This window comes from Bacillus sp. 3G2 (assembly GCF_044324725.1).
GTDB lineage: Bacteria > Bacillota > Bacilli > Bacillales > Bacillaceae_G > Bacillus_A > Bacillus_A mobilis.
In genome coordinates this window covers 3,920,422-3,934,529 of sequence record NZ_CP172246.1, presented here as the reverse complement: position 1 = coordinate 3,934,529, position 14,108 = coordinate 3,920,422, and the positions used below count along the sequence as shown (strand labels likewise).

General features: G+C 36.3%; 16 protein-coding genes, 1 pseudogene and 1 riboswitch. Of the genes and pseudogenes, 13 read left to right on the top strand and 4 right to left on the bottom strand.

Translation table 11 applies throughout. From position 1 onward, the window contains the following. Window positions 1-236: 236 nt before the first annotated feature. A riboswitch (M-box (ykoK) riboswitch) is annotated at window positions 237-404 on the bottom strand. Window positions 405-591: 187 nt separating this feature from the next. Next, a complete protein-coding gene (locus ACHZK0_RS20105) occupies window positions 592-843 on the bottom strand; it encodes a DUF3932 family protein (protein WP_000656495.1) in 252 nt (83 codons plus the stop codon). Between the two features lie 189 nt (window positions 844-1,032). On the opposite strand from ACHZK0_RS20105, the gene rnz reads away from it, so the two are divergent. From rnz to sdaAA, 4 genes and pseudogenes are all read left to right on the top strand, one after another. Beyond that, window positions 1,033-1,956, top strand: coding sequence for a ribonuclease Z (rnz, locus tag ACHZK0_RS20100; protein ID WP_262740607.1), 924 nt, complete (start codon window positions 1,033-1,035; stop codon window positions 1,954-1,956). Window positions 1,957-2,275: 319 nt separating this feature from the next. Next, a pseudogene (locus ACHZK0_RS20095) lies at window positions 2,276-2,554 on the top strand (hypothetical protein). A 37-nt stretch (window positions 2,555-2,591) separates the two neighbouring features. Next, entirely contained in the window at window positions 2,592-3,251 is a 660-nt protein-coding gene (gene sdaAB / locus ACHZK0_RS20090; RefSeq protein WP_087966079.1) for an L-serine ammonia-lyase, iron-sulfur-dependent subunit beta, read from the top strand. 18 nt (window positions 3,252-3,269) lie between these two features. Beyond that, on the top strand, window positions 3,270-4,148 hold the full coding sequence (sdaAA, locus tag ACHZK0_RS20085; protein ID WP_061678098.1) for an L-serine ammonia-lyase, iron-sulfur-dependent, subunit alpha: 879 nt from the start codon (window positions 3,270-3,272) through the stop codon (window positions 4,146-4,148). A 53-nt stretch (window positions 4,149-4,201) separates the two neighbouring features. Here the strand turns inward: sdaAA and proI are convergent, their stop codons facing one another. Continuing rightward, the gene (proI, locus tag ACHZK0_RS20080; protein ID WP_262740608.1) at window positions 4,202-5,041 is read right to left on the bottom strand and encodes a pyrroline-5-carboxylate reductase ProI; all 840 of its coding nucleotides are present in this window, start codon (window positions 5,039-5,041) and stop codon (window positions 4,202-4,204) included. 165 nt (window positions 5,042-5,206) lie between these two features. Between proI and ACHZK0_RS20075 the strand changes: the two genes are divergently transcribed. Further along, the gene (locus ACHZK0_RS20075; protein ID WP_001976451.1) at window positions 5,207-6,160 is read left to right on the top strand and encodes an MBL fold metallo-hydrolase; all 954 of its coding nucleotides are present in this window, start codon (window positions 5,207-5,209) and stop codon (window positions 6,158-6,160) included. Window positions 6,161-6,169: 9 nt separating this feature from the next. Continuing rightward, window positions 6,170-6,964: an SDR family NAD(P)-dependent oxidoreductase gene (locus ACHZK0_RS20070; RefSeq protein ID WP_262740609.1), complete on the top strand. Its 795-nt coding sequence runs from the start codon at window positions 6,170-6,172 to the stop codon at window positions 6,962-6,964. Window positions 6,965-6,994: 30 nt separating this feature from the next. Here ACHZK0_RS20070 and ACHZK0_RS20065 read toward each other — a convergent pair whose 3' ends face one another. Further along, complete coding sequence (locus tag ACHZK0_RS20065; RefSeq protein ID WP_262740610.1) at window positions 6,995-7,180, bottom strand: YqzH family protein; 186 nt, start codon at window positions 7,178-7,180, stop codon at window positions 6,995-6,997. A gap of 224 nt (window positions 7,181-7,404) precedes the next feature. Here ACHZK0_RS20065 and argC point away from each other — a divergent pair, with 224 nt between their 5' ends. From argC to ACHZK0_RS20030, 7 genes are all read left to right on the top strand, one after another. Continuing rightward, window positions 7,405-8,442 (top strand): N-acetyl-gamma-glutamyl-phosphate reductase, encoded by a 1,038-nt coding sequence (gene argC / locus ACHZK0_RS20060; RefSeq protein WP_262740611.1) that lies wholly within the window; start codon window positions 7,405-7,407, stop codon window positions 8,440-8,442. A 10-nt stretch (window positions 8,443-8,452) separates the two neighbouring features. After that, window positions 8,453-9,676: a bifunctional glutamate N-acetyltransferase/amino-acid acetyltransferase ArgJ gene (gene argJ / locus ACHZK0_RS20055; protein ID WP_262740672.1), complete on the top strand. Its 1,224-nt coding sequence runs from the start codon at window positions 8,453-8,455 to the stop codon at window positions 9,674-9,676. Window positions 9,677-9,687: 11 nt separating this feature from the next. Beyond that, a complete protein-coding gene (gene argB, locus ACHZK0_RS20050) occupies window positions 9,688-10,455 on the top strand; it encodes an acetylglutamate kinase (protein ID WP_262740612.1) in 768 nt (255 codons plus the stop codon). Beyond that, window positions 10,452-11,612: an acetylornithine transaminase gene (locus tag ACHZK0_RS20045; protein WP_262740613.1), complete on the top strand. Its 1,161-nt coding sequence runs from the start codon at window positions 10,452-10,454 to the stop codon at window positions 11,610-11,612. The genes argB and ACHZK0_RS20045 overlap by 4 nt, the downstream gene beginning before the upstream one ends. Before the next feature lie 12 nt (window positions 11,613-11,624). Beyond that, window positions 11,625-12,575 carry an ornithine carbamoyltransferase gene (gene argF / locus ACHZK0_RS20040; protein ID WP_270339992.1) on the top strand — a complete coding sequence of 317 codons (951 nt, stop codon included), beginning with the start codon at window positions 11,625-11,627 and terminating at the stop codon, window positions 12,573-12,575. 180 nt (window positions 12,576-12,755) lie between these two features. Then, window positions 12,756-13,316 carry a DUF2062 domain-containing protein gene (locus ACHZK0_RS20035; protein WP_262740673.1) on the top strand — a complete coding sequence of 187 codons (561 nt, stop codon included), beginning with the start codon at window positions 12,756-12,758 and terminating at the stop codon, window positions 13,314-13,316. A gap of 58 nt (window positions 13,317-13,374) precedes the next feature. Then, window positions 13,375-13,581: a hypothetical protein gene (locus ACHZK0_RS20030; RefSeq protein WP_063260864.1), complete on the top strand. Its 207-nt coding sequence runs from the start codon at window positions 13,375-13,377 to the stop codon at window positions 13,579-13,581. Window positions 13,582-13,605: 24 nt separating this feature from the next. Here the strand turns inward: ACHZK0_RS20030 and ACHZK0_RS20025 are convergent, their stop codons facing one another. Further along, entirely contained in the window at window positions 13,606-14,052 is a 447-nt protein-coding gene (locus ACHZK0_RS20025; protein WP_000445817.1) for a MarR family winged helix-turn-helix transcriptional regulator, read from the bottom strand. Window positions 14,053-14,108: the final 56 nt, after the last annotated feature.

Sequence of the window (14,108 nt, the reverse complement as noted above, 5' to 3'; positions counted from 1 at the left end):
AAATATTAATGTGAAACATATGGGTATCTGGGCCGAATCATCAATTGCCAACTGTTCCTCACCTCCGTACAATTTAGTAGTTTCTGAATATGCTATGTTTGTTTCATAGTAAGGTGCATATATAAAAAGACCTTTACTCAAAACGAGTAAAGGTCTGAATTCGCAGTTAAAAGAGTCCACAACAAAGACTGTTAGTAAACATAGATAAAAACAGTTTTTGTGTATGACAAAAATACATGCACCTCTCCCTCGTTGAGTTTTAGCACTGTATAGCATAGGTACTGAAACCAGCTACGTTAAGAAAGGCCTTCATTCCGACCTTTCCTGTTGACCCATTGGCGTCTCTCGACATTTTTGGGCAGCAGCGTTTCTCTATACAGGAGCCTCACCTAACAGAGACCATATTCAATTACAATTTGAATGTTAGCACTGTAAATTTATAGTGTCAATATCTTTTTTTGAAAAATCAAATAGGTTTATGATGGCTATATAGTAGGAAATAAGCGGAGTATTTTTGAAATAGGATTGGAAAATAAATACTGTAGTGAACATAAATAAAAAGCACTGATTACAGTGCTTTTTATTTATAGATTATGAGATTGTAGCATTTTCAAAAATAACAATTTCTGAACTGTTTGTTGTTGAAACGCGTTGTGCGTAATATGTTAAAGCTGAAGAAATATATGTTGGTAACGAATCATTTGTATGTGTTGTTGTATATTCATGGATTAATTCTTTCAAAGTCGTCCATTCTAATTGTGCTGGGTGATCAGACACGAAAGAACTTACCCAGCGATCAAATGAAGATGAAAAATCAGTTTGTAAACGAAATGCTTCTTTCATAATAAAACGCTCCCTTAAAATGTAGTATAATCATTTTAGCATAAAACACGAACGATTGCTAAGTTTTTTGAGTATAATGTTCGTGATATATAGTTGTCTAGATGATTGGTTATGTAAATTCGATTTGCCATTTGAAATAACATTCCGTAAGATGAAAGGTAGATTATATAAAGAGCTGGAGGAAAGAAAGTGGAATTTGTATTTTTAGGAACTGGTGCAGGTGTTCCTTCAAAAGGAAGGAACGTTTCGGCAATTGCTTTGCAATTGTTAGAAGAACGAGGACAGACTTGGTTATTTGATTGTGGCGAGGCGACGCAACATCAAATATTACATACATCAGTACGCCCACGCCGCATTGAAAAAATATTTATTACGCATTTACATGGTGATCATATTTTTGGCTTACCTGGTTTGTTAGGAAGCCGTTCATTTCAAGGAGGGACTACACCTTTAACAGTGTATGGGCCAAAAGGAATTAAACAATTTGTTGAAGTGGCATTATCAGTAAGTACGACACATGTAAAATATCCACTTGAAATTATTGAGATAACAGAAGAAGGTACTGTATTTGAAGATAATGAATTTCACGTGGAAACGAAAAGATTGTCACATGGCATTGAATGTTTTGGGTATCGAATCGTAGAGAAAGATATACAAGGAGCCCTTTTAGTCGATAAATTGCTGGAGATGGGTGTGAAACCAGGCCCGCTCTTTAAACGTTTAAAAGATGGAGAAGTAGTTGAATTAGAAAATGGTACGATACTAAATGGAAAAGACTTTATTGGTCCGCCTCAAAAGGGAAGAATTATTACCATTTTAGGTGATACAAGATATTGTCAAGCGAGTAGAGAGCTGGCACAAGACGCTGACGTACTTGTTCATGAGGCAACTTTTGCAGCAGAAGATGAACAACAAGCGTATGATTATTTTCATTCTACATCTAAGCAAGCTGCGAGTATTGCACTTCAGGCAAATGCAAAACGATTAATATTGACTCATATTAGTTCTCGCTATCAAGGAGATACATATAAGGAATTACAGAAAGAGGCAAGAGAGCTATTTTCTAATACAGAAATAGCTACGGATTTGAAATCATTTCCAGTGGATAGATAATAATGAGGTGAAAAAATGGTGACGAAAGGTTACCATTTTTTTATTTCTAAAAAAAATTAAAAATAAATCTGTTATCATTTTATACTTATATGGGATGAAACAGAAAATTTTTATGATGTGAAGATATAGGATAAAAATACATAGTACCGATTATTTAGAGAAACTGTTATATAAGTCAGACGACATACGAGTGGTACAAATACCAAAAACGGAATGTTATTCAGAACTTTTAAAATTCATTAAAAGTAAGCGTTTTATTAAAAACAAGCTATAATGAGGGCAGATTATAATTTATCCGCTATTTGTGGGCTAATAATCAGTGGGATGGATAAAATCTCTACCGATTAAAGTTTCACTTGTTTATGCTATCCTTGTAAGGGGTTCTGTGTTAAACTTTGGATTGCTACCAGACTTTATTCTGGATTATCTTATATTATTTTTAAATGAAGGTAATGCGAAGTTTCTTATTTATTATGGTCACTAGTATTATTTCAGGATATATTGTTTCACTGTTACTCAAAAACAATCCAATTCGTACAGCGGAACAAATTCGTCGTATAACTGGAAAAGCAACCGATTCGGTAGCTTAATAGAATAGTAAAAAATTTTTTCATAGAGGTTTAGGGGGAGTTATGATGAAGTATCGCTCAGTATTTGATATTATTGGTCCAGTTATGATTGGTCCATCAAGTTCACATACAGCAGGCGCAGCAAGAATGGGGCAAGTTGCTCGCCAGCTGTTTCGTCATGAACCAGAAAGAGTAAGCATTTCATTATATGGATCATTTGCAAAGACGTATCGAGGGCATGGTACGGATGTAGCACTAATCGGTGGAATATTAGGATTTGAAACAGATGACTTACGTATTCCAGAGGCGCTAGACATAGCAAAAGAGCGCAAAATCGAAGTAGAATTCATTGAAGAAGATGCAAATGCACCTCACCCAAATACAGCGAGAATTCGTTTGTATAAAGGTGAAGAAGAAATTGAAGTTGTTGCTTGCTCAATTGGTGGCGGTAAAATTGAAGTTGTAGAATTAAATGGATTCGACCTTCAATTATCAGGCACGAGTCCAGCACTACTTATTGTAAATAACGATCGCTTCGGTGCTATTGCAGCAGTAGCTTCAATCCTTGCGAAACACGAGATTAACATTAGTACAATGAGTGTTTCTCGTAAAGAAAAAGGAAGAAGAGCGCTTATGGTTATCGAAACAGATGAATTATTAGCAGATGAAGTGATTGAAGAGATAAACGCGCAACAAAATATTTGTCAAGTAACTATAATGGAATAATTGCAGGGGGGACACACCATGTTTCGGAACGCAGCGGAACTAGTGGCGCAAGCTAAAGAACAAAATGTAAAAATCGCAGAAATTATGATTCAATGTGAAATGGAAACAAGAAATATTTCACGTGAAGAAGTAATTGCTGGTATGGAAAAGAACTTAGTCGTAATGGAGCAAGCAGTAGAACGTGGTATTCGCGGAGTGAAATCACCAACTGGTTTAACTGGTGGAGATGCTGTAAAAGTTCAGACGTATATGAATAGCGGAAAAGGCTTATCTGGAGATACGATTTTGGACGCAGTGAGTAAAGCTGTTGCAACAAATGAAGTAAACGCAGCGATGGGAATTATTTGTGCAACGCCAACAGCAGGGTCTGCTGGAACAGTGCCAGGTGTACTATTTGCACTAAGAGAAAAGTTGCAGCCTACACGTGAAGAAATGATTGAATTCTTATTTACAGCAGGAGCTTTCGGCATGGTTGTTGCAAATAACGCTTGTATTTCTGGTGCAGCGGGAGGATGCCAAGCTGAGGTTGGTTCAGCAAGTGGAATGGCAGCAGCAGCTGCAGTGGAGATGGCTGGTGGAACACAAGATCAAGCAGCTACAGCGATGGCGATTTCATTAAAGAACATGCTTGGTTTAGTATGTGATCCTGTTGCAGGGCTTGTAGAAGTACCTTGTGTAAAACGTAATGCAGCAGGAGCTGCGAATGCGATGATTTCAGCTGATTTAGCATTAGCTGGTGTAACGAGTACCATTCCATGTGATGAAGTAATTGAGGCAATGTTTAGAATCGGACAAACGATGCCAGTAGCACTTCGTGAAACAGCTGAAGGTGGACTTGCAGCAACACCAACTGGTCGTCGTCTGCAAGAAGAGATTTTCGGGAAGACTAATAACTAAACAATATATATTTATAAAAAAATGGAGCTCAAGTAAGATTGAGCTCCATTTTTTTATTTCTCTTTTGTTAGTTGTTCTAATGTTTTCCCAAGATTATGTGATCGTTGTGTAGCCTGTGTAATACAAGAAATAAGTGCTTGTTGAAATTTATGTTCTTGTAATACTTCAATGCCTGCTTCGGTCGTTCCGCCAGGAGAAGTAATTTCCTTTCGCAAAACAGAAGGGTGTTTTTCACTTGCTTTTAGCATTTCAGCAGCACCAATCATCGTCTGAAGAATAAGTGATTTTGCAACATCTTCTTTTAAACCAATTGTTTTTGCGGCTTCCTCCATCGCTTCCACTACGTAATAAATATAAGCAGGTCCACTTCCAGATAATGCAGTGACAGCATGCATATCTTCTTCCTCTACAACAGAGACGAGACCGATCGTTTTAAATAAGGCTATGGCAGTCTGAATATGTTCCGCTGTTGCATGTTTTGAAGGCGAGATAGCAGTAGCTGATTTTAAAATAGCTGCAGATGTATTTGGCATCGCACGAATAATCGGAACATCTTTTTGAAGTAGGTTTCTAATTGAGTGAGTAGAAACACCTGCTAATAACGAAATAATAAGCAGGTTATTATGTATATCTTCTTTAAAAGGAGTCAGTGCTTCTGCAACATCCTTCGGCTTCATTGCTAGAAAAAGAATAGTTGTATCAGTAAGTAGCTCTTTTTTATTATGTGTACCTTTGACGCCGTATTTTTTATGTAGCTCCTGCAACCTTGTCTCGTTAGAACGATTACTTACAGTAATTTGTTCGCCTTTCACAACATTTGCATGTAACAAGCCACCAATAATAGCTTCAGCAATAGAGCCTGCACCGAGAAAGGAAATGTTTTGAATAGACATGATGTTCCTCCTTTAAATTTGGTTAGAAATTCTTATAAATGTACATACATTCGTTTTTTTATAGGAAACACCTCTTTTTATCTGAAAATAATGACAAATATATGTAGAAGATGTAAACTGAAGAAGTATTCATTTTTGAACCGGAAAGAGACAGGGGGGCTAAGCATGACGGCGATTCACCGAATGGAGATTCCTGTGCCATTTGCAGTTGAAACTGTGAATGTGTTTTTAGTTGAGGGGGAGACATTAACATTAATTGATACAGGGACGAAGACAGAAGGGGCAAGAAGTGCGTTAGAAAGTCAATTAGGTGCATTAGGATATACGATAGAAGATATTGAAACAGTAGTCATTACGCACCATCATGCGGATCATTGTGGGCTTTTAAATATATTTTCTGAGAAGACGAACATTATTGGGCACCCTTGGAATGAGCCTTGGATCACGCAAAATCCAGAATTTCTAAAGCGCTATCATGAGTTTTTTAGAGAGACAGCTTTGCAATTTGGTGTTCCAGCAGCATTTTTGAAAGACGAGGCGTTATTGACGTCAAAGACACTGAAGTATTCTTGTAATAGATCGTTAACGCATACTGTGAGAGAGGGAGATCGTATTGATTCTTTACCTGGGTTTACAGTTATTGAAACACCAGGTCATGCTTCCACTCATATTTCATTATACAGAGAATCTGATGGAATATTAATTGGCGGGGATGCTCTCATTAGTCATATTTCTTCGAATCCCATATTAGAACCACCATATGAAGGACAAACAGAAAGGGCACGCCCATTATTACAATATAATCAAACGTTAAAACGTTTAAGTGAAATGAATATTTCACGCATTTTATCAGGACATGGAGAAGATGTTCTAAATGTGAAACAACTTATTGAAACGAGATTACAAAAGCAAGAAACACGTGCGTTTAAAGTGCTTGAGTTATTAAAGGAAAAACCAATGACAGCATTTGAAGTATGTGTAAAACTATTTCCAGTATTATATAAGGAACAATTGCCACTTACTATTTCAGAAACTGTTGGACAATTAGACTTTTTAGCATATAATCAACAAGTGATGATAGATGAATCTTCACAACAATTGATTTATTATGCAAAGTAGGTGACAGCAATGACAGGACGTTTACAAAATAAAGTAATCGTCATTACAGGTGCTTCTAGTGGAATTGGAGAGCAAGTTGCAATGCAAGTTGCAGAGCTAGGGGCGACTCCAGTATTAATGGCTAGAACAGAAGAAAAATTAAAAGCGTTAGCAGAGAAAATTAAAGAAACTTATAATACGCCTTGCTATTACTATGTATTAGATGTAAGTGAAGAGACGGAAGTACAATCTGTTTTTTCAAAGGTATTACAAGAAGTAGGACGTATTGATATATTAGTAAACAATGCGGGATTTGGTATTTTTAAAACGTTTGAAGAGGCGTCAATGGATGAAGTGAAAGATATGTTCCAAGTAAATGTATTTGGATTAGTAGCTTGTACGAAAGCGGTACTACCTTATATGGTGAAAAGAAACGAAGGGCATATTATTAATATTGCTTCACTTGCTGGGAAAATTGCAACTCCGAAATCGAGTGCGTATGCTGCGACGAAACATGCAGTATTAGGATTTACGAATAGTTTACGCATGGAGTTATCTAGTACAAATCTTTTCGTAACAGCGATTAATCCAGGTCCGATAGATACGAACTTTTTTGAAATAGCTGATCAATCCGGTACATATGTGAAAAATATGGGACGATATATGTTAAAACCAACATATGTTGCAGAGCAAATCGTAAAATCGATGCAAACGAAAAAGCGTGAAGTAAACTTACCGAAGTGGATGGGCATGGGTCCAAAATTTTATGCTCTATTCCCAGGTTTATTTGAGCGTGTTGCAGGCAAATCATTAAGTAAAAAATAGGAGATTTCCATATGGAAATCTCCTATTTTTTTATTTTCCAGCCACATAATCGTAAACGATATCCTCAACTGCCTCGTATACATCAATTTCAGTATTTGAATGAATTATCGTTTGAATATGTTTAATTAGCACTTCCTGATCCTCATTTGACATAGGATTACATTGATATTGTTGAAAACTTTTTATAATCATTTTCTCAATGAATTTCTCATTCATGTTTTTCCCCGCCTATATGTACGTATGTATTGTTTTATTGTACTTGAAGTGAAACAAAAAAACTACTATGCAATATTTATGTATAAAAATTCGGATGTGTATATTGTTTTTCTAGTAAAATTAAGTTTTTTAAGTTTATAAAATTTATAAATATTTAATTGACTCTATAAATATACAATATTATAATCATACTTAATTTAAAGAATTGATATGAGGAGGAGCATATGAAAGTCGCAATTATTGGAGCAACTGGGTATGGAGGTATTGAGTTAATTCGGTTATTAGAGCAACATCCATATTTTTCGATAGCATCTCTTCATTCTTTTTCGCAAGTTGGCGAGTGTATAACAAATGTATATCCACATTTTCAAAATGTTCTTGTTCATACGTTACAAGAAATTGATGCGGAGGAAATAAAGAAGAAAGCAGAAATTGTATTTTTAGCAACCCCAGCAGGAGTATCAACAGAGTTAACCCCGAAATTATTAGCAGTAGGTTTAAAAGTAATTGACCTATCTGGAGACTTTCGCATGAAAGATCCTTCGATATATGAAAAGTGGTATAAAAGGACAGCTGTAAAAGAAGAAGCTCTTAGGGAAGCTGTATATGGATTAAGTGAATGGAAAAGGTCCGAAATTCAAAATGCAAATTTAATTGCAAACCCAGGATGCTTTGCTACAGCTGCATTATTAGCGATATTGCCGTTAGTAAGTAGCGGCATAATTGAAGAAGATTCCATTATTATTGATGCGAAATCAGGCGTATCTGGAGCAGGAAAAACGCCAACAACGATGACTCACTTTCCTGAGTTATACGATAACTTACGTATTTATAAAGTAAATGAGCATCAACACGTTCCTGAGATTGAGCAAATGCTTGCAGAGTGGAATAGGGAAACGAAGCCAATCACGTTTAGTACACATTTAATACCGATATCACGAGGGATTATGATTACACTTTATGCAAAAGTAAAACGAGAAATAGAAATAGAACAGCTTCAAAAGTTATATGAAGAAACGTATGAACAATCGCCTTTCATTCGAATTCGCACACAAGGAGAGTTTCCAAGTCCGAAAGAAGTGAGGGGCTCAAATTATTGTGATATGGGTATAGCTTACGATAAAAGAACAGGAAGAGTGACAGTCGTTTCTGTTATAGACAATATGATGAAAGGTGCGGCTGGGCAAGGGGTTCAAAATGCAAATATAGTAGCGGGACTAGAAGAAACAACAGGCTTACAACATATGCCGTTTTATCTATGAGGGGGACATGATGATTAAAGTAGAGTCTATTACAAAATTAGAAAATGGTTCCATTGTAGCGCCAAAAGGATTTTCGGCAATCGGTACTGCAAATGGTTTGAAAAAAGAAAAAAAGGATTTAGGTGTAATCATTTGTGAAGTGCCAGCATCATGTGCCGCTGTTTATACAACGAATCAAATACAAGCAGCCCCGTTGCAAGTAACGAAAGAAAGTATAGCGGCTGAGGGGAAATTACAAGCTATTATCGTCAATAGTGGAAATGCAAATGCTTGTACAGGAATGAAAGGCTTACAAGGTGCTTACGAGATGCGTGCATTAGGGGCAGCACATTTTGGAGTGAAAGAACATTACGTTGCAGTAGCTTCAACAGGTGTAATTGGTGTTCAGCTCCCGATGGATATAATTCGAAAGGGAATTGTAACTCTTATCCCGACGAAGGAAGTAAGTGAAGCTCATTCTTTTTCTGAAGCGATTTTAACGACGGACCTTATAACGAAAGAAACGTGCTATGAGATGATTATTGATGGAAAAAAAGTGACGATTGCTGGTGTTGCGAAAGGTTCAGGGATGATTCATCCAAATATGGCAACGATGCTAAGTTTTATTACGACAGATGCTCATATAGAGCATGACGTATTGCAAACAGCATTATCACAAATAACGAATCATACATTTAATCAAATTACGGTGGATGGAGATACTTCTACGAATGATATGGTCATCGTTATGGCAAGTGGATTATCAGAAACAAAACCACTCAATATGGAACATGCAGATTGGGAAACTTTCGTAGTTGCTTTACAAAAGGTATGTGAAGATTTAGCAAAAAAAATTGCACAAGATGGTGAAGGCGCTACGAAGTTAATAGAAGTAAATGTGCTCGGAGCTCGAACGAATGAAGAGGCAAAGAAAATTGCAAAGCAAATAGTCGGTTCGAGTCTTGTGAAAACAGCAATACATGGTGAAGACCCAAATTGGGGCCGAATTATTAGCAGTATGGGACAAAGTGAAGTAGCGATTCATCCAAATACAATTGATATTACTCTTCAATCTATCGCTGTGTTAAAAAATAGTGAACCTCAAATGTTTTCTGAAGAGGAAATGAAAAAGAAATTAAAAGAACATGAAATTATGATTGATGTGCATTTACATTTAGGAGAAGAGAACGGATCAGCTTGGGGCTGTGACTTAAGCTATGAATATGTGAAAATAAACGCTTGTTATCGTACATAAGGAGAGGGAAGATGAGCGATTATATTGTAGTGAAATGCGGCGGTAGTATGTTGGATCAATTAAATGATGTGTTTTTTGATTGTATAAAGAAATTGCAACAGAAGTATAAAGTAGTGATTGTCCATGGTGGTGGCCCAGAAATTGATGCGCAATTAAAAGATTGTAACATCAAAGTAGAAAAAAGAGATGGGTTACGAGTAACACCAAAAGAAGTTATGGATATTGTTCAAATGGTGCTATGCGGAAGTACGAATAAAAAATTTGTAATGAAGTTGCAAAGGCATAATTTACTTGCGGTAGGTTGTTCAGGATGTGACGGCAAATTACTTCAAGTTCAACCTGTCAGCGAAGAAATAGGATATGTGGGAGAAGTAAGTTATGTCGAAACAGCCTTACTAAAAGGATTGATAAATTTGAATTATATTCCTGTTATTGCTCCGGTCGGGATAAATGATAATGAGATTTATAACATAAATGCGGATACAGCTGCAGCTGGAATTGCGGCCGCATTATCCGCAAAAGAACTCATTTTTATTACGGATGTAGATGGGATATTACATGAAGGGAAATTAGTAAAGAAAACGGATGAATCGGAAATTATTACTTTAATAGAAAAAGGAGTTATTACAGGCGGGATGATCCCGAAAGTACAGGCGGCACTAACGTCATTAAAAATGGGAGTGCAAAAGATAAGTATTGTGAACGGTACAAAAGATTTTACTGAAGTTACGGGCGAGTGTATCGGAACGACGGTAACGAAAGGAGTAAGTATCGTATGACAAGTCATCTTTTTCAAACGTATGGGAGAAGAAATATTGAGCTTGTAAAGGGAAGTGGAACGGAAGTTATTGATGAAAATGGTAAGCAATATTTAGATTTCACATCAGGAATTGGCGTATGTAATTTAGGACATTGTCATCCTACGGTTATGAAAGCTGTCCAAGAGCAACTTCATGATATGTGGCATATATCTAACCTGTTTACAAACAGCTTACAAGAAGAAGTAGCGTCATTATTAACAGAAAATACAGCGTTAGATTCTGTTTTTTTCTGTAATAGCGGGGCAGAGGCGAATGAAGCTGCTTTGAAGCTAGCTCGTAAGCATACTGGAAAATCTCTCGTCATAACATGTCAGCAGTCTTTTCACGGTAGAACATTCGGAACGATGAGTGCGACGGGGCAAAATAAAGTGAAAGAAGGATTTGGTCCGCTCCTTCCGTCTTTTTTACATATCCCGTTTAACAATATAAAGGCGTTAGAGGAAGTAATGAATGAAGAAGTAGCGGCGGTAATGGTAGAAGTTGTTCAAGGAGAGGGAGGAGTCATTCCTGCTGATCTATCTTTTTTGAAAGCAATTGAAACATTATGTAATAAGTTCGGTTCCTTATTTATTATAGACGAAGTACAAACAGGGATTGGAAGAACAGGGACCTTATTTGCTTACGAACAAATGGGAATAGATCCTCATATTGTTACTGCTGCTAAGGCGCTTGGAAATGGCATTCCCGTTGGAGCGATGATTGGCCGGAAAGAACTTGGAACATCGTTTACTGCAGGATCACATGGTTCAACGTTTGGTGGGAATTATATTGCAATGGCTGCAGCGAAAGAAGTATTGCAAGTAAGTAAGAAACCATCGTTTTTAAAAGAAGTAAAGGAAAAGGGCGAATACGTATTAGAGAAGTTGCGAGAGGAATTACGACATGTTGAATGTATTCAAAATATACGTGGTAAGGGGCTTATGATCGGGATTGAGTGTAAGCATGAAGTTGCAAGTTTTATAGAACAACTAGAGAAAGAAGGACTTCTCGTATTACAAGCAGGACCTAATGTGATAAGACTATTACCACCACTTATTGTAACGAATGAAGAGTTAGAACAGGCAGTATATATGATAAAAAAAGTAGTTTGTACAAAAAACGTATCAATCATATAAGGGGGAAATTCCATGTCAACTGTACAAGTACCGAAATTAAATACGAAAGATCTTTTAACATTAGAAGAACTGACGCAAGAAGAAATCATTTCTTTAATTGAGTTCGCTATCTATTTAAAAAAGAATAAGCAAGAGTCTTTATTACAAGGAAAAATATTAGGGCTTATCTTTGATAAACATTCAACTCGTACTCGCGTATCTTTTGAAGCAGGAATGGTACAGCTTGGAGGACATGGCATGTTTTTAAGTGGGAAAGAGATGCAAATTGGAAGAGGGGAGAGCGTTTCAGATACTGCGAAAGTATTATCTCATTATATTGACGGGATCATGATACGTACATTCTCACATGCCGATGTAGAAGAGCTTGCAAAAGAATCGAGCATACCTGTTATTAATGGATTAACGGACGATCACCATCCTTGTCAAGCGTTGGCAGATTTAATGACGATTTATGAAGAAGTGAAGACATTTAAAGGAATTAAATTAGCTTATGTAGGTGATGGGAATAACGTATGTCATTCATTGTTGTTAGCGAGTGCGAAAGTCGGAATGCATATGACTGTTGCGACGCCTGTAGGATATGAACCGAATGAGGAAATTGTAAAAAAAGCATTAATGATTGCTGAAGAAACAGGAGCTGAAATTGAAATTTTGCATAATCCTGAATTAGCGGTGAGTGAAGCAGATTTCATTTATACTGACGTTTGGATGAGCATGGGGCAAGAAGGAGAAGAAGAGAAATATACTTTATTTCAACCTTACCAAATCAATAAAGAACTTGCTATGCATGCGAAGCAAACATATCGTTTCTTACACTGTTTACCCGCTCATCGTGAAGAAGAAGTAACAGGAGAAATTATAGATGGGCCACAGTCTATCGTCTTTGAGCAAGCTGGGAATCGATTGCACGCGCAAAAAGCATTATTAGTAAGTTTATTTAAAAATGTAGAAGAACTTTCTTAAGTGATGTGCATCTCCAGTTGTTAGGCATGAATAACAATTGGAGGTGTACTTTTTTATGTTGAAATGTCGTATGTATATTTGGTTAATCATCTCTATATCATTTATAATAAAAGGAGTAAACTACATTTGTTTTTCATATCATGTAAGGACATACTAGATAGAAAAAATATAGTTAAAGAGATGATGAATTTGAAAGCACCTAAGAAAACATATTCGTTTTTTCAGCGGATGTGGAGAATATTAAAGTTTCAATATTATAAGTTGCTTCGATCACCAGAAGGAGCAAAGAAAGTATCGTTAGGTTTTGCGATTGGGTTTGGTTTAGAGATGCTGGTCATATATACGGCATCGCTCGTATATATAATATTTTATCCGATTGTTCGATTAGCAAAGGGATCTTTTCCTGCTGCGGTTATTGGGAATATTATTGGGAAAATATCGTTTTTACCGGTATTTTTATTCCCAGTTGCTTATGCGTTAGGAAAAATGATTTATCCATTTCATGTGAAAAAAATACATCATGAACCATTTACGATATCTGACTTGTTTTCAAGCCATATTTTCACAATGTTAAAGAGCTTATTACAGAGTGAAGTGTATGTATTAATTGGTATGACGATAATAGGAGTTGTGTTTGGGGTAATTTCATATTTCGTTGTGCATTATTTATATGAAAAGAACCGTAAGTTACGTTTGAAGAACAGAAAGAAACGAGTGAGAGAACCGCTCGTGCAAATATAAAGAGTGTCACATTCATTTTCTCCTCGGAATATGTTTAAGAAAAAGGAGGAGAGAACGAATGTATTATTATTACGTACCTCAAGTATATCCATATGTAAATTATTATCCGGTTTATGATATGAATAGACAATACGAATTATATAGACAACAGCCATTACAGCAATTACCACAAATACCGCCACAACAATCTACGCAAGAACAAAAACCATATTTAACGACATGGCCATATTCAAATGTATACTACGGTAATTATTACGAATCATAAAGCTGCTTCTATTTAGAAGCAGCTTTATGCGTTTGTTTTCAAAATTAAATTTTGAATGGTTTGAAGAGAGTGAATGAGTTTTTCACGTTCTTCCTCAGATAAAGTTTGGAAATTTTCTTTTAATTTGTCTAAAATGAATTGTTGATATTGATTTACTAACAATTTCCCTTCAGCTGTTAGGGAAATTAAAATGACCCGTCGATCTTTTTCGCTATAATGACGCTCTATTAGTTCTTCTTGAATTAGTTTGTTTAATAGAGGTGTCATGTTAGGCCTTGAAATCGCTAGCCGCTTGCCGATTTCGGAAACTGCTAATGTGCCATTTTCATGCAGAAGTAGTAATACTTGTGTATGTGATGGCGGCATATGTCTTTGAGAAGAAAATTCTCCAGGAAGCATAAATTTGCGATAAAAAAGAGGCACTAGCGAAAGAAGATGATCAACAATACGTTCCCACTCGCGTGATTCCATATAAAGGCCCCCTTCCACACTATCATTGTAACAAAAAAGACAGGGTATAAAAATAG

Excerpts from the sequence above, each read along its gene's own strand:
- ACHZK0_RS20105 (WP_000656495.1), bottom strand. The coding sequence starts at position 843 with ATGAAAGAAGCATTTCGTTTACAAACTGATTTTTCATCTTCATTTGAT.
- sdaAB (WP_087966079.1), top strand. The coding sequence starts at position 2,592 with ATGAAGTATCGCTCAGTATTTGATATTATTGGTCCAGTTATGATTGGT.
- sdaAA (WP_061678098.1), top strand. The coding sequence starts at position 3,270 with ATGTTTCGGAACGCAGCGGAACTAGTGGCGCAAGCTAAAGAACAAAAT.
- proI (WP_262740608.1), bottom strand. The coding sequence starts at position 5,041 with ATGTCTATTCAAAACATTTCCTTTCTCGGTGCAGGCTCTATTGCTGAA.
- ACHZK0_RS20075 (WP_001976451.1), top strand. The coding sequence starts at position 5,207 with ATGACGGCGATTCACCGAATGGAGATTCCTGTGCCATTTGCAGTTGAA.
- ACHZK0_RS20070 (WP_262740609.1), top strand. The coding sequence starts at position 6,170 with ATGACAGGACGTTTACAAAATAAAGTAATCGTCATTACAGGTGCTTCT.
- ACHZK0_RS20065 (WP_262740610.1), bottom strand. The coding sequence starts at position 7,180 with ATGAATGAGAAATTCATTGAGAAAATGATTATAAAAAGTTTTCAACAA.
- argC (WP_262740611.1), top strand. The coding sequence starts at position 7,405 with ATGAAAGTCGCAATTATTGGAGCAACTGGGTATGGAGGTATTGAGTTA.
- argJ (WP_262740672.1), top strand. The coding sequence starts at position 8,453 with ATGATTAAAGTAGAGTCTATTACAAAATTAGAAAATGGTTCCATTGTA.
- argB (WP_262740612.1), top strand. The coding sequence starts at position 9,688 with ATGAGCGATTATATTGTAGTGAAATGCGGCGGTAGTATGTTGGATCAA.
- ACHZK0_RS20045 (WP_262740613.1), top strand. The coding sequence starts at position 10,452 with ATGACAAGTCATCTTTTTCAAACGTATGGGAGAAGAAATATTGAGCTT.
- argF (WP_270339992.1), top strand. The coding sequence starts at position 11,625 with ATGTCAACTGTACAAGTACCGAAATTAAATACGAAAGATCTTTTAACA.
- ACHZK0_RS20035 (WP_262740673.1), top strand. The coding sequence starts at position 12,756 with ATGATGAATTTGAAAGCACCTAAGAAAACATATTCGTTTTTTCAGCGG.
- ACHZK0_RS20030 (WP_063260864.1), top strand. The coding sequence starts at position 13,375 with ATGTATTATTATTACGTACCTCAAGTATATCCATATGTAAATTATTAT.
- ACHZK0_RS20025 (WP_000445817.1), bottom strand. The coding sequence starts at position 14,052 with ATGGAATCACGCGAGTGGGAACGTATTGTTGATCATCTTCTTTCGCTA.